Origin of the sequence: Nitrosomonas ureae (assembly GCF_900206265.1) — a bacterium.
Taxonomy (GTDB): Bacteria; Pseudomonadota; Gammaproteobacteria; order Burkholderiales; family Nitrosomonadaceae; genus Nitrosomonas; species Nitrosomonas ureae_C.
This window is the reverse complement of sequence record NZ_LT907782.1, coordinates 789,322-802,907: the sequence shown is the minus strand read 5'-3', so window position 1 is coordinate 802,907 and position 13,586 is coordinate 789,322. Positions and strand designations below refer to the sequence as shown.

The 13,586-nt window shown below is 46.0% G+C and carries 13 protein-coding genes; 7 read left to right on the top strand and 6 right to left on the bottom strand.

Annotated elements, in window-relative coordinates; genetic code table 11:
• Positions 1-301: 301 nt before the first annotated feature.
• Positions 302-2,440, bottom strand: coding sequence for a hypothetical protein (locus CPG39_RS03645; RefSeq protein WP_096292070.1), 2,139 nt, complete (start codon positions 2,438-2,440; stop codon positions 302-304).
• A gap of 564 nt (positions 2,441-3,004) precedes the next feature.
• Here CPG39_RS03645 and CPG39_RS03640 point away from each other — a divergent pair.
• On the top strand, positions 3,005-3,586 hold the full coding sequence (locus CPG39_RS03640; RefSeq protein ID WP_096292069.1) for a class I SAM-dependent methyltransferase: 582 nt from the start codon (positions 3,005-3,007) through the stop codon (positions 3,584-3,586).
• A 38-nt stretch (positions 3,587-3,624) separates the two neighbouring features.
• Here the strand turns inward: CPG39_RS03640 and CPG39_RS03635 are convergent, their stop codons facing one another.
• Both CPG39_RS03635 and CPG39_RS03630 read right to left on the bottom strand, forming a co-directional pair.
• The gene (locus tag CPG39_RS03635; protein ID WP_096294245.1) at positions 3,625-4,836 is read right to left on the bottom strand and encodes an NAD(P)/FAD-dependent oxidoreductase; all 1,212 of its coding nucleotides are present in this window, start codon (positions 4,834-4,836) and stop codon (positions 3,625-3,627) included.
• 48 nt (positions 4,837-4,884) lie between these two features.
• The gene (locus tag CPG39_RS03630) at positions 4,885-5,073 is read right to left on the bottom strand and encodes a twin transmembrane helix small protein (protein ID WP_013647870.1); all 189 of its coding nucleotides are present in this window, start codon (positions 5,071-5,073) and stop codon (positions 4,885-4,887) included.
• 166 nt (positions 5,074-5,239) lie between these two features.
• Between CPG39_RS03630 and miaA the strand changes: the two genes are divergently transcribed.
• On the top strand, positions 5,240-6,196 hold the full coding sequence (miaA, locus tag CPG39_RS03625) for a tRNA (adenosine(37)-N6)-dimethylallyltransferase MiaA (protein ID WP_096292068.1): 957 nt from the start codon (positions 5,240-5,242) through the stop codon (positions 6,194-6,196).
• A 166-nt stretch (positions 6,197-6,362) separates the two neighbouring features.
• Positions 6,363-6,698 (top strand): BON domain-containing protein, encoded by a 336-nt coding sequence (locus CPG39_RS03620; RefSeq protein WP_013647868.1) that lies wholly within the window; start codon positions 6,363-6,365, stop codon positions 6,696-6,698.
• 50 nt (positions 6,699-6,748) lie between these two features.
• Here the strand turns inward: CPG39_RS03620 and dapD are convergent, their stop codons facing one another.
• The 3 genes from dapD to CPG39_RS03605 all read right to left on the bottom strand — a co-directional run bounded on the left by dapD (position 6,749) and on the right by CPG39_RS03605 (position 10,169).
• A complete protein-coding gene (dapD, locus tag CPG39_RS03615; protein ID WP_013647867.1) occupies positions 6,749-7,570 on the bottom strand; it encodes a 2,3,4,5-tetrahydropyridine-2,6-dicarboxylate N-succinyltransferase in 822 nt (273 codons plus the stop codon).
• Positions 7,571-7,601: 31 nt separating this feature from the next.
• Complete coding sequence (dapC, locus tag CPG39_RS03610) at positions 7,602-8,798, bottom strand: succinyldiaminopimelate transaminase (protein WP_096292067.1); 1,197 nt, start codon at positions 8,796-8,798, stop codon at positions 7,602-7,604.
• Positions 8,799-9,134: 336 nt separating this feature from the next.
• Complete coding sequence (locus CPG39_RS03605) at positions 9,135-10,169, bottom strand: DUF6279 family lipoprotein (RefSeq protein WP_231990384.1); 1,035 nt, start codon at positions 10,167-10,169, stop codon at positions 9,135-9,137.
• Between the two features lie 154 nt (positions 10,170-10,323).
• Between CPG39_RS03605 and sdhC the strand changes: the two genes are divergently transcribed.
• The 4 genes from sdhC (at position 10,324) to CPG39_RS03585 (ending at position 13,582) form a co-directional block, all read left to right on the top strand.
• Positions 10,324-10,713, top strand: a complete 390-nt coding sequence (gene sdhC / locus CPG39_RS03600; RefSeq protein ID WP_096292066.1) for a succinate dehydrogenase, cytochrome b556 subunit — start codon at positions 10,324-10,326, stop codon at positions 10,711-10,713.
• Positions 10,707-11,060 carry a succinate dehydrogenase, hydrophobic membrane anchor protein gene (gene sdhD / locus CPG39_RS03595; RefSeq protein WP_096292065.1) on the top strand — a complete coding sequence of 118 codons (354 nt, stop codon included), beginning with the start codon at positions 10,707-10,709 and terminating at the stop codon, positions 11,058-11,060. The genes sdhC and sdhD overlap by 7 nt, the downstream gene beginning before the upstream one ends.
• 1 nt (position 11,061) lies before the next feature.
• Entirely contained in the window at positions 11,062-12,825 is a 1,764-nt protein-coding gene (gene sdhA, locus CPG39_RS03590; protein WP_096292064.1) for a succinate dehydrogenase flavoprotein subunit, read from the top strand.
• 70 nt (positions 12,826-12,895) lie between these two features.
• The gene (locus tag CPG39_RS03585) at positions 12,896-13,582 is read left to right on the top strand and encodes a TIGR04211 family SH3 domain-containing protein (RefSeq protein ID WP_096292063.1); all 687 of its coding nucleotides are present in this window, start codon (positions 12,896-12,898) and stop codon (positions 13,580-13,582) included.
• The last annotated feature ends 4 nt before the right edge of the window (positions 13,583-13,586 follow it).

Sequence of the window (13,586 nt, the reverse complement as noted above, 5' to 3'; positions counted from 1 at the left end):
AAATTTAGTAACTATGGATTATGGTTTGTTTTGTTGGAATTTTCGTAATATTCAACGAAAATTTTTTGTTTATTCCGTAGAAGTGAATGATAGACTGGAACTGAGCGACGAACAATGGCAGATTGTTTATCTATTGCTGGGATTTGCTATCCCAGGTTTAGTGAAAAAGCGGTAATTAAATAGAATCCTGTCGCTAAACACTATATTGATTACCGTTAACATCGGGGCTAGCGCAAAATTCTGGATAAAATAAAACCGCTCGATTAGAATCGAGCGGTGCATATTTGCAATCTTAGGTGCTTTAATTGTCAGGATATCCTGCTACTGCCCAGGTTAAGCCGCCATCCATTGATTTATAGATATTTTTTCTTGCAGCACCTACAATCGTAGAATCCAATTGATAGGTGGGCGATATATTGAATTCAATGAATTCAATATTTTCAGTTCCAATCAATGAAGCAGTTGTATTGAATGTAGATGTTACCGCGCCCGCTCCGTCCAGATTTGCGTTAAACAATCCTTTGCCCCGGACATTGACAAAAATCGTGCGATCGTTACCGAAGTTTGGCGAAAATTCGATTTGTAAAATAACAGCATTTGACCCAACCGAGGTGTCGGCTTCTTTTATCCAGGTGGTGCCGGCATCGGTTGAGCGATAAATCCCACTGGTGGTGCCAACGAGAACAAGATTATCGATAGCAAATTGAGGAGATATCGCAACCCACATATATCTTTGCCCAGCCCATCCGGCTTGGATGATCGAACTGGCGCCTACTTGCAGGAAAGTATTTCCGCCATCCTGTGTACGCCAGACTTCCCCTGCACGGTTAACAGCAAATGCAGTACGGTCGGTGGCATAGTTAGGCGATACAGCCACGCTTGTAATAGGATGATTTGTCGGCATTCCGCGTTGCAATATCCAAGTTTTTCCCGCATCTTTGGTTTGCAGCAATCCATGGAGTCTTGAGCCGAGATATATCTCTTTATCGGTCGCAAAGTTCGGCGATGCTGCTAAAGCTGTGAGCGAAACGAGATCCTTCCTGATTTCAAGAAATCTAGGGATAAACTTAACGTTCCAACTGGCACCGAAATCGTTCGAACTCCCCACGTAGCCATTGGTCGCGGTAACGATTGTTTGATTGCCATTGGCATTTTTAATGATTTGTGAATCAAAAAAGTTCATCTTCCGTCCCGTTGGATTGGGCCAGCCACTGGTAGACCAGGTTGTACCACCATCTGCAGAAATAGCGATACCTCGGCCGACATACGTTGTGGCAATCATTTTTTGATCCGTGTTAAAACTTGTAGACAGCGCGAGTCCTGTCAATACGCCAATCCGTGTTTGACTCTGCTTCCAAGTGCTGCCTCCATTTTTTGAAATGAAGAGCCCGTCAAATACCGGCAAAAATACCGTTTGATCTGTCGCATAGGTACGGGAGACCTGCAAGTCAGTCATTTCATTGAGGGGTGTCGTTTGAACTGTAACCACTGCACCTGAATTAAACAGTGTCCAATTGTCGCCACCATCGGCGGATTTAAATACCGATTGGGTCAGGCTGGTACAAAATACCGTGCGATCGATCGCATAATTCGGTGAAACCGCGATATTATTGATTGCTTCATTGGGTAGGTTAGTACCCTTGTTGACAAAGGTACTTCCTCCATCACTGCTATGAAAAATTCCAAAGCTTGGGGTCGCCAGGAATATTTCCGTTGCGCCTGGAGCGATGGCCATATCGTAGATGATGGTTCCTGTTGGATTTCCTAATTCGATCCAGTCGATGCCTCCATTGGTGGATTTTCGCAAGTATCCGGTATCGCTTGCGATCACTAAAGTGTTGTCGGTAGCAAAATCGGGCGAGATTGCGATAACAGCTACCTTGTTGGTTTTATTGAGTACCTGAGTCCACTGTGCATCTGTGTTGGAGCGGCGGAATAAAGCACCGTTGCCTTCAGTAAAGTAAATCACATAACCATTGCTGGTTTCAGCAACTTCCATTTTTCTTATGATTTTGTTTGCAGCAGCAAGGCCTGTATTATAGGGTTCCCATGAATCGCCACGATTGGTGGATCGATAAACACCTCCTTTGCCTTTGAGGCCCGCAAATACCGTTTGATCCGTAGCAAACTTTGGAGAAACGCGAAGAACACTGTATTCGAGTGGATGATCCAATCCGTTCGCTATGTTGATCCAGTTTACGCCACCGTCAGTAGACCGCATCACTTGATCATAATACCAGCCTGTAAATGCTCCATCGCTAATTAAGAACATGGTTTTATCATTGGCATAATCCGGTGATGCGGCAAATGCAATTACCATGTCGTGAGGTGTGTGGGCGTGTACATTCATGCCCGCAATGCCAGTTGACAAGAAGAATGCAGTAATCACAGCTATTCGTCGTATGAGACTGGTTCGAATTTTGTTTACATTGACTAACATGTTTAATCCCTCACGTTTTAGTTGTCTATCCATCATTAACTTTACTATTCAGGCTGTTACTGCAAATTTCCCAAGAAGCTTTGAATTTCTGTGAAATGATTGATTTCACAAAGGGGACTCATATTAGTAGAAATACTTCTTGCAACCAATAGGTCATTATTACTTTTTTTCTAGTACATATCTCCTACGAAGTTATTGTAAGTTCGAGAAAATCTAATTGATGGTTTTTTAAAATTGAACCTGCTATTTCCCGTGATTTTGCTGCTGGAAGGGGTGCAGGTGCGCGAAGCATGTATATTCCGTAGAGCTCACGCGTAACCTTTTTCAATAGTGGAGCATTGTCTGCATTAATCGTCTTATCTTGCCCTATGAAATCTTTGATACAGTTTTGATGGAGCAAGATAATTAATCTGATAACTGATAATATGGCTAAGAAGAGTTAGGGATAATCGATGGTATTTTCCAAGCTTGTCGAAAGTTTCTTATCCGCCAGATGCATTCAGTAAATAGAAAATGGGGCGCGCTGGGTATCTGATACCTCGTATTACCAATGCAGAGAAATAAATGAAAAACATACTTAGGAAAATTTATTCTTTATTAAAGAAGTACTTATCTTTTTTGTTTTATCTTATCGAATACAAACGAGCCGCAAATGCAGTACGCCAAACGAGTACTGATCCTGACGCGGTCTATGCAAAGATATTTGAAGAATTCCTGCAAGGTTGTGAAGATAAGCCATGTCTTCAAATTGGGGTAAAGAATAGATTAGGGAAAAAATATGGGCCGAACTGGGTCAGTGTTGATAAATACGATATGCGTGATTTCATTGATTATCATTATGATATCCATGACTTACCCTTTGAAGATGACAGCTTTGATGCAGTGGTCTGTATATCGATACTGGAGCATGTTCCCTATCCATTGAAGGCAATTCAGGAACTCAAGAGAGTCTTAAAACCGGGCGGAAGAATATGGGTTCAATTGCCTTGGCTCTGCCCCTATCATGCGGTTCCCAAAGACTATTGGCGTGTTAGTCCGGATGGATTAAGAGTATGGATGGAAGATTTCAAGGAAGTTGCGTGTGGAACCTATATGTGGCGCAGAACCTATTTCTCGATCGCATCCTATTTTTATGGAGAAAAATAAAATATTTTTTATTTTTCAACTGATATCGCATACAAAATTTAGACCACTTGCCCTGCAGCATAACCTGATGACCAGGCCCATTGGAAGTTGAATCCGCCTAAATGGCCGGTAACATCTACTACCTCCCCAATAAAAAACAGATTTGGCATGCGCTTGGATTCCATTGTTTTGGATGATAATTCGAGAGTATCGATACCGCCTACTGTCACTTCGGCTTTCTTATAACCGATCGTGCCACTCGGAATAATCTGCCAATTATGGAGGTTATCCGCAATCAGAAGCAATTCATTTTCCCGGTAATCACAAATAGGTTTTGCAGCGATACCCAGTGGGGCTAATATGAAAGTGCACCAGATCTGCACGAAACGTTTAGGTAGATAACGGGCTAACAGATTCGGTAAAAGTACGGCGCTTCTACGATAAAGAAGAAAAATCTGTTGTGCGCGCTGTTGCGGTAGCAGATTGAGGTGTAGAGGTTTCCCGGGTTGCCAATACGATGATATTTGCAATATAGCAGGACCGCTTAATCCGCGGTGGGTAAATAAGACATTCTCACGAAATGAAGCGCTGTTGTAACTCACTTCAGCATCTATCGCCACGCCTGAAATTTCCTTAAAGGCGGAAAATTCATCGGCTGAGAAAGTTAAACCCACCAAACCAGGCCGCAAGGGTGTTACACGAACGCCAAACTGATTGGCAATTTGATAGCCCAATGCGCTTGCGCCAATTTGCGGGATTGATAACCCGCCTGTAGCAATCACCAGAGACTTGGTTTCAATGGTATTGCGCTCGGTTATCACGCTAAAATTCGATTCAGTGCCGGGTTTTTTCCTATCGCTGGATAAGTTCACTATTTCTTTGATTGCAGAAGGCATTTGCCACTCTACACCCACTGCGTTGCACTCGCCGTGAAGCATATCGATAATTTGTTGTGAGCGACCATCGCAGAACAATTGACCTAATTTCTTTTCATGGTAGCGAATCCCGTGTTTCTCAATCAGCGCAATAAAACCCTGTGGCGTAAAGCGAGCCAATGCGGAGTGACAAAAATGCGGATTACCGGAAATAAAATTTTCCGCTGTAGTATACCGATTGGTAAAGTTACAACGGCCACCGCCGGAAATGCGGATTTTTTCTGCTAACTTACTGGCATGATCGATGAGTAGTACGCTACGGCCTCGTTTACCCGCTTCAATGGCACACATCATGCCTGCAGCGCCAGCGCCAACAATAACCACATCTTTATACAACTTCGGCAGACTCACGGTTGCACAATAAAGCGATTCCGGGCGGAAAAATTATTCAGCCAGCATATCCAAGCGGGCTGCTATCATCATGACAATAAATAAGAAAAGAGATAAGCCGATACGGATGCTCAAGGATCTGACCATGCGCGTTGAATGCCCTTTATCCTTGTACATATAATACAGTGCTGATCCCAGGCTATATAATATGAGGAGAAATAATACGACAGCAAAAATTTTCAAAGCCTTAATCCTAACAAAAGTTAAATTTGCCAAAGTTTAGCCGAGTTTTTCTGATTATCCAATGACTATTTAACGATAAGCCTTTTATACATTTATTATTTAAAATTAAACAATTGTTTCTATTTCACTTCATTCCCGCTCTTTTTCATACAATTAATCCTGCGTAATGCAAAATCCCACTGCTATTTTCTTGATGGGCCCCACAGCCAGTGGCAAAAGCCAAATTGCCTTGGATATCACAAGAAATTTTCCGAGTGAAATTATCAGCGTGGATTCAGCTCAAGTATACCGTTACATGGATATCGGGACGGCCAAGCCCAGGCAAGAAATCCTGGCTCATGCCCCACATCATTTGATTAATCTCATTGATCCCGATCAATCTTATTCAGCAGCACAATTTCGCCAGGATGCTTTAAGCATCATGCAGGATATCTCCTCACGTAACAAAATTCCGCTACTGGTAGGGGGTACGATGCTTTACTTCCGAGCCTTACAACAAGGCCTGTCCGCATTGCCTGCGGCTGATCAAGACCTGCGTTTGACGTTGGAAAATATGGCGGAGAAACATGGCTGGCCTGCAATGCATCAGAAATTATCAGAATTGGATCCGATCATTGCTGCACGTATCAAACCTACCGATAGTCAGCGTATCCAGCGTGCATTGGAGGTGTGTTATTTGACGCAACAGCCGATGTCAGAGATTCTGAAAAACTTTCAACCCGCTGATTTTCCCTATCGTAAAATCAGTATTGCATTGATACCCAGTGAACGCAGCCAATTGCATTTACGTATTGCTGAGCGCTTTAGAGGCATGTTAAACGCCGGATTGATCGAAGAAGTGCAATCCATACGCCAAAATTTTCCGACATTAGGCGTGGAGTCACCCTCCATGCGATGTGTCGGCTATCGGCAGGCCTGTCTTTACCTGGATAACAAAATCGACAGCGACGAATTGCATGACATGGGAATTGCCGCAACGCGACAATTGGCCAAACGACAGCTTACCTGGCTGCGCAGTATACGCGTCACCGATAAAATATATGAGCTTGACTGCTTGTCCAGTGATTTGAGTGCTCAAGTGAATAATTTAATCCGAACTGCTATTGAGATCCGCGCAGACTAAATGCTGGATTGTTATTGTGGGTATGTTTTTGAGTTTACCGGCTTGTTTATTTCCTATCGGTAGCGTTATGATGCCATCCATGCTGAATGAGTGACATCAATTTTCATCAGCGAATAAGAAGAATTACGAAATACCTGTAAAGCAAACATTGATAGGATAAACAACCATGAGGATTTTTTTTAAATTATTGACTTCAGCTTTATTGCTGATAAGCATCTTTTTTTTGATAGGGTGTGAAAACTACGCGGAAAGAACTCATCCGTCCTGGGTCGCGCCACCTCCCGGAATTGTTTACGATGATTCAACCATTTTTGCTCGTGTTACCCAGGCCATTCAATCGGATCCGGTATTACAGGGTGCCAGCATTGAAATTAAAGTTAACGAAGGGCATGTAACACTCACGGGTGTCGCTCGTAATGAAGATCAGATTACCCGCACTAATATGCATACCTGGATCGTGGATGGGGTCAAGAATGTCGACAACCAGGTCACCATAAAATAATCAAGAATAAGCCCCCGTAATAGGGGGTATCCACGTTAGGAATATTTCGTTTATATTCCGCGCAACAATTCATTAATTCCTGTTTTGGAACGTGTTTTTGCATCTACTTGCTTCACGATCACGGCACAGTACAAACTGTACTTCCCGTTTTCTGCCGGCAAATTACCCGATACCACGACTGATCCGGGCGGAATACGGCCGTAACTGACTTCACCGCTCTCACGGTTGTAGATTTTCGTGCTTTGACCAATATACACCCCCATGGATATGACGGAATTCTCACCGACAATCACGCCTTCCACAATCTCCGAGCGCGCTCCAATAAAGCAATTATCTTCGATAATGGTCGGATTGGCCTGCACCGGCTCCAGCACACCGCCAATGCCAACGCCACCCGATAAATGCACATTCTTGCCAATCTGTGCGCATGAGCCAACGGTGGCCCACGTATCAACCATCGTACCCTCGTCCACATACGCGCCTATATTGACGTAAGAAGGCATCAGCACGACGTTGTTGGCGATAAACGAGCCTTTGCGCACGGCTGCAGGCGGCACGACACGAAAGCCACCGTCACGAAAGTCTCGGGAACTGTAATCGGCGAACTTGGACGGTACTTTGTCAAAATAATTGGAAAAACCGCCCTTGATAAAATTGTTATCTTCGATGCGGAATGACAGTAATACCGCTTTCTTGATCCATTGGTGCGTAATCCAATCACCGTCGATTTTTTCAGCTACGCGCAATTTACCGTTATCCAGCATCGCCAGAACTTGTGTTACGGCTTCCTTCAAACTGGCATCGACATTACGGGGTGTAATTTCAGCGCGGCGTTCAAAAGCTTCTTCAATGATGGTTTTTAATTCACTCATAATTTTCCTTAGTAATTTAAATTCAGTCGACTCAACTAAATTGAGTCACGAGGCTTTTAATTCTTTGCATCGCTTCGCTACATTCCTGCGCAGGAGCTACCAACGCAACCCGAATATAATTTTTCCCCGGATTGCTGCCTTGTGCGTCACGCGCCAGATAGCTGCCTGGCAGTACCGTCACATTATAATCTTGATACAATCGTTTGGTGAATTCGGTATCGCCGATAGGTGTTTTAATCCACAAATAAAAACCCGCATCCGGCATTTGCACGGTCATTGCATCCGCCAGTAAAGCCAGCGCTTCAGAGAATTTTTGCGCATACAACCGGCGATTTTCCACCACATGCTTTTCATCATTCCAGGCCTCTGCGCTGGCAGCCTGAGCTGCAGGATTCATGGCGCAGCCATGATATGTCCGATACAGCAGAAACTGTTGCAATATTGCCGCATCACCGGCCACAAAACCGGAGCGCATTCCCGGTACATTGGAACGTTTCGATAAGCTGTTGAATGCCACCAAGCGCGGAAAACCTGTGCGGCCCAATTGATGTGCAGCATCCAGCGCGCCCAATGGCGGTTTCGTTTCATCACAATAGATTTCCGAATAACATTCATCCGCAGCGACTACAAAACCATAACGATCGGATAGTGCAAACAGTTCCCGCCATTCCTCCAGTGTCATGACTGCACCCGTCGGATTATTGGGCGAACAAACATAAATCAACTGCGCGCGCGACCATACGTCATGACTCAATTGCGAGAAATCCAATCGAAAACGATTTTCGGGCAGCGTATTGATAAAATGCGGTGTCGCCCCTGCCAATAACGCGGCGCCTTCATAAATTTGATAAAACGGATTGGGGCATATGACTACCGGAGATGCGGCGCTGCGATCTATCGTTGCTTGCGCAAAAGAAAACAACGCTTCACGGCTGCCATTGACAGGAATAATTTCAGTATCCGGATTGATTTCCGGCAAATTAAAACGCTGTTTTATCCATGCCGCGATATTATTGCGTAGCGCTGGTATTCCCAGCGTCGTTGGGTATGCCGATAGACCATCCAGATTATCCACTATGGCTTGGCGGATAAAGTCAGGTGTTGCGTGCTTGGGTTCGCCAATTTGAAGATCAATCGGACTCAATGCCGCATTGCGTACCACCCCTTCGAGTAATAACCGGAGCTTCTGGAAGGGATAGGGTTGCAGCTGATTCAGATTTGGGTTCATGTCATTTGGAAAGAATACTCAGTCAATAATTTTATACTGATCATTCCGTTATTAGGTCATTAATGCGTGCGGATTATAAAACGTGCCTGTGTGAATAACCAACTAAAATTAAGAAATTCCTTAGAGAAACAAATTGCAATAAGATTGTGTCGAATTTTTCGGGAGCAAATGCAAGGACACACAGCCTGGAATGTAGATGGAGATAAGGTTTGCATGTGATAATCGGGTTCCCGAACTGTAAACGGGCGTCATGAGTGCTGAAGCAGCAGGATATTTTCCCGTTTCTGATTATGAATCTGACTATATTTCAGATCACGCAGTAGATGCGTAAATCCGCTATTCCAGAGCAGTATGCATACTATTCTTGATCATCAGCGCGCGTAAATCCGTTTCCCATTTCTTTAATTTGTCATGCGCATGCTGGCGCTGAGTTGGCGTGGTGCTGTCGTGCATATGTGCGATGAAAGCGCAGGTATGGGCAGAGAGCTTCAACTGATAAGCGCGGTAATCTGGATCGTTGGAACGGTGCGTATGTTCGATCAGAGTCTGTAATGCGGTAATGGCCTGTTCATGCGTGGCGAATTCAGGTGTGAGCTGACGCAATATTCTCAAAGTCTCCTGTTGTCGGCGCTGGCGTTCGATCATCCAGATTTCGGGATTGAAAGGTGAGGATTCAATGCTGGCTGCGATTAATTGCCGTTGTGCTTTGTTAATGCTGCCATATAGGTTCTCAATACGTTTGATGGTGCGTTTGATCGAAGCCTGCCGGCGCTCTCCAAGATCTGGTTGCAGATAGTCGCGGCGTAGCTCCTCATTGCTTTTGTTATAGCGTTGCTCGAGATGGCGCCACTGTGCTTCGCCTAAACGCAATACCACCGGTGTACTCAGCTGCACAGCCTGTTCAAAGGCAGGGGCGAGAATACCTTGCAGTTCATCGGACCAATGACAGATTTGCGTAGCTGTCAGCGGGCCGTCGATCTGGCCGCGTACTACGGCCAGCCAATCCACATATTCCGGAAGCTGTGCCGTACGATGCCAGTTAAACCACTGCTGAATCGCTTGCTTGGCGTGTGGTGCCTGTTCGCGGTTAAAATCGACGTAACCATCCAGCCACCACCAAGTGAGTTGTGCCCCGTGATCATAACCCAGGCGCACAATACTGCAGGCGCTGAGTAACGATAAAAAAGTAACGAGTGCTATTGTTCTTGCGACGGATTGCATGATGGTGCTTGTCAATTTAACGGTGTTAAGGGGTGCGCCGCGGTGCGGTTGAAAACAGACCCAAACTATGGGTTTATTATACCCAAGCGGTGTTTTATCACTTGCTTTATTCATCGTATCGGCCGAATTGCAATTCTTCGTTTGCTCCATTTATTCTCGATCGAATGGCGTTCATCAGACGAGTGAGATTGTCATATGACTTGATATGGCTTGTATCGGGAACCATAACAGACTAAACTTGGCTTCAATCTTCAGCGTGTAAGCTTAACTCTGGCGACAACATTTCTACACTAGAATTTTTCGCATGGAAGAAAAATTACATCATAAACGCCCCAAATATCTGAATCTGCTCAAGATCAGACAGCCCATCCCCGCCGTGGTTTCGATTCTGCATCGTATCAGCGGTGTATTGCTCTTTTTTCCCGGCATCCCGTTGCTGTTGTGCGGTTTGCAGCTCTTGCTGGAATCACCGCAAGGCTTTGAAATATTGCAGGGTTATATCAGTAATTCAATGATCAAGCTGATTCTGCTGCTACCGCTCTGGTTCTTTTTGCATCATTTATGTGCCGGCATCCGTCATTTGTTACTGGATATGCAAGTAGGCATCGTGCTGGAACAGGCGCGGACAGGAAGCAAACTGGTGTTGATTGCGGGATTCGTACTCACTACATTGTCGGGATTGGTGCTATGGTGAGGCAATCCAGATTGGCTGTCACGGGTGCGCACTACGGTTCGAGGGATTGGCTGCTCCAGCGTGTGACCGCCATTCTGATGACAATTTATCTTATTGTTCTGGTCGGTGTGTTATGTGTTGCAGCTCCACAGAATTACGCGGAATGGAAAGGCTTATTCCAGCTTCAATGGCTGCGCATCGCAACTTTTGTGTTTTTTATGGGTATGTTCTGGCATGCATGGGTGGGTGTGCGCAACGTTCTGATGGATTATGTTCATTCCACACCGATTCGCTTAATGATGCATATCGCGGTGGTGACTGCTTTGCTGTTTTATCTGGTTTGGGTTGCTGAAATATTGTGGAGCTAATGTGTCATTAATCAAAAGAAAGTTTGATGTGGTCATTGTAGGAGCAGGGGGTGCTGGAATGCGGGCGGCGCTGCAGTTGTCCGAAGCAGGATTGAAAGTGGCGGTGCTATCCAAAGTATTTCCCACGCGTTCCCACACCGTTTCAGCACAAGGGGGAATTGCCGCTGCGCTAGGGAATGTGACCGAAGACAATTGGCATTGGCATATGTACGATACCGTGAAGGGCTCCGATTACCTGGGCGATCAGGACGCCATTGAATTCATGTGCCGTCATGCCAACGAAGTGGTATACGAACTGGAGCATTTTGGCATGCCGTTCGATCGCCTGGAAAACGGAAAAATCTATCAACGCCCGTTCGGCGGTCAGTCACAGAACTTTGGCGGTGCGCAAGCCACGCGTTCATGTGCTGCGGCTGATCGTACCGGTCACGCATTGTTGCACACCCTGTATCAACGAAATGTCAGCGCCAACACGCAATTTTTTATCGAATGGATGGCGCTGGATCTGATTCGCGACGAACAGGGCGATGTGTTGGGCGTCACTGCGCTGGAAATGGAAACCGGGGAAATCCTGGTGTTGCAGGCGCGGGCGACTTTATTCGCCACAGGTGGTGGCGGACGGATTTTTCAAGCCAGTACCAATGCATTGATTAATACCGGCGATGGCCTGGGCATGGCCGCACGCGCAGGGATTCCGCTGGAAGATATGGAGTTCTGGCAATTTCACCCCACGGGCGTGTACGGTGTGGGCGTTTTGATCAGCGAAGCGGTGCGAGGTGAGGGCGGTTATTTGCTGAACAGGGAAGGCGAGCGTTTCATGGAGCGCTACGCACCCAATGCCAAGGATCTAGCCAGCCGTGACGTAGTTTCACGCGCCATGACTACGGAAATGAAGGATGGGCGTGGTTGTGGCGAGGAAAGTGATCACTTATTGTTAAAGCTTGATCATCTGGGTAGTGAAATTATTAAAACCCGGTTGCCGGGCATCCGTGAACTGGCGATTAAATTTGCTCATGTCGACCCTATTAATGAGCCGATCCCGGTCGTACCCACCGCGCATTACATGATGGGTGGCATTCCTACCAATTATTTGGGGCAGGTCGTTGCGCCGTATAAAACCGGCCCGGAAGAAGTCGTTTCCGGATTTTACGCGGTAGGCGAATGCGCCTGCGTTTCGGTGCACGGCGCCAATCGCCTGGGCACAAATTCATTGCTCGATCTGGTCGTCTTTGGCCGTGCTGCTGCCAATCAGATCATTGAAGACTTGAAAACGCACCCGCATCATAAACCACTGCCGGAGGATGCAGCGGACAAAACACTGAACCGTCTGGCACGATTGGAAAACCAGCAAAATGGCGAGAGTGTCGCGCAGGTTCATGCCGCCTTGGCCAAGACCATGCAAACCTATTGCGGTGTGTTTCGCTTTGAAGACATGCTGCAGAAAGGCGTGGAGAAAATTCTCCAGGTCGGTGAGCAAGTGGGGCGCACGGAGATCAAGGATAAAAGCAAGATATTCAATACCGCACGGATTGAAGCGCTTGAACTGGATAATTTGAAAGAAGTGGCCATTGCCACGATGATTTCGGCGGAAGCCCGGCGTGAAAGCCGGGGTGCCCACGCGCGGGATGATTATCCGCAGCGGGACGATGTCAAATGGTTGAAACATACGCTATTTTTCAGTGAAGATCATCGGCTGGATTACAAACCTGTCCGCCTGAAGCCGCTCACAGTCGAATCGTTTCCACCCAAAGCCAGAACCTATTAGGATCCATTGCCTGGTTTACATCTTCTCTAATCAGGATTTGCATAATTCTTGAACCCATCCGATAAATTTTATGAATAAAAATAAATATGTCGTTTTGCTGATTTGTTTTATTGTCTGCTTTCCCTATTCTGTCTCAATTTCCGCTGAAACCCGATACGTATCGGATCAATTGGAGGTCACCTTCCGCAGAGGCCCGACCTTGAGTCATGCGATTCTCAGAATGTTGAAGAGTGGCACCCCCGTGGAAGTGCTGGAAAATGATGCAGAAACCGGGCATACGCGCGTCAAAATTGCCAATGGCATGGAAGGCTGGATACTGAGCCGTTATTTGAGCGCCGAACCTGACGCCCGATCGCAACTGGAAAAAATGGTGAAGCAGATCGACCTTACAAACGTGGACGAAGGCTCTATACGCACCCAGCTAAAAGCCGTCAAGGATGAATATGAAAGCTCGCAAAAGCGCCTGAAAACACTCGAGAGCGATAACAAGCGATTAGTGGAGCAAATGGAATCCATTAAAAAAACTTCCGCCAATGTGCTGCTCATTGACGAAGAAAACAAGGAATTGCATGAAAAACTGATTACAGTTGAAGAGCGCCTCATTGCGTTGCAACTGGAAAACCGTGAACTGGAAAACCACAACCAGAAGGATTGGTTTATTGCCGGGGCTTTAGTATTATGCGGTGGGATATTTCTGGGCCTGGTTCTTCCGATGTTCAGCAGAAAAAAACGCTCTCGATACGGTGATTTCGGTTAATCAA

Bases quoted from the DNA above. Each gene is read 5' to 3' on its own strand.
- CPG39_RS03645 (WP_096292070.1), bottom strand. From the start codon at position 2,440: ATGTTAGTCAATGTAAACAAAATTCGAACCAGTCTCATACGACGAATA.
- dapD (WP_013647867.1), bottom strand. From the start codon at position 7,570: ATGAGTGAATTAAAAACCATCATTGAAGAAGCTTTTGAACGCCGCGCT.
- CPG39_RS03605 (WP_231990384.1), bottom strand. From the start codon at position 10,169: ATGGAGCAAACGAAGAATTGCAATTCGGCCGATACGATGAATAAAGCA.
- CPG39_RS03620 (WP_013647868.1), top strand. From the start codon at position 6,363: ATGAGGATTTTTTTTAAATTATTGACTTCAGCTTTATTGCTGATAAGC.
- sdhC (WP_096292066.1), top strand. From the start codon at position 10,324: ATGGAAGAAAAATTACATCATAAACGCCCCAAATATCTGAATCTGCTC.
- miaA (WP_096292068.1), top strand. From the start codon at position 5,240: ATGCAAAATCCCACTGCTATTTTCTTGATGGGCCCCACAGCCAGTGGC.
- CPG39_RS03640 (WP_096292069.1), top strand. From the start codon at position 3,005: ATGAAAAACATACTTAGGAAAATTTATTCTTTATTAAAGAAGTACTTA.
- CPG39_RS03585 (WP_096292063.1), top strand. From the start codon at position 12,896: ATGAATAAAAATAAATATGTCGTTTTGCTGATTTGTTTTATTGTCTGC.
- sdhD (WP_096292065.1), top strand. From the start codon at position 10,707: ATGGTGAGGCAATCCAGATTGGCTGTCACGGGTGCGCACTACGGTTCG.
- dapC (WP_096292067.1), bottom strand. From the start codon at position 8,798: ATGAACCCAAATCTGAATCAGCTGCAACCCTATCCCTTCCAGAAGCTC.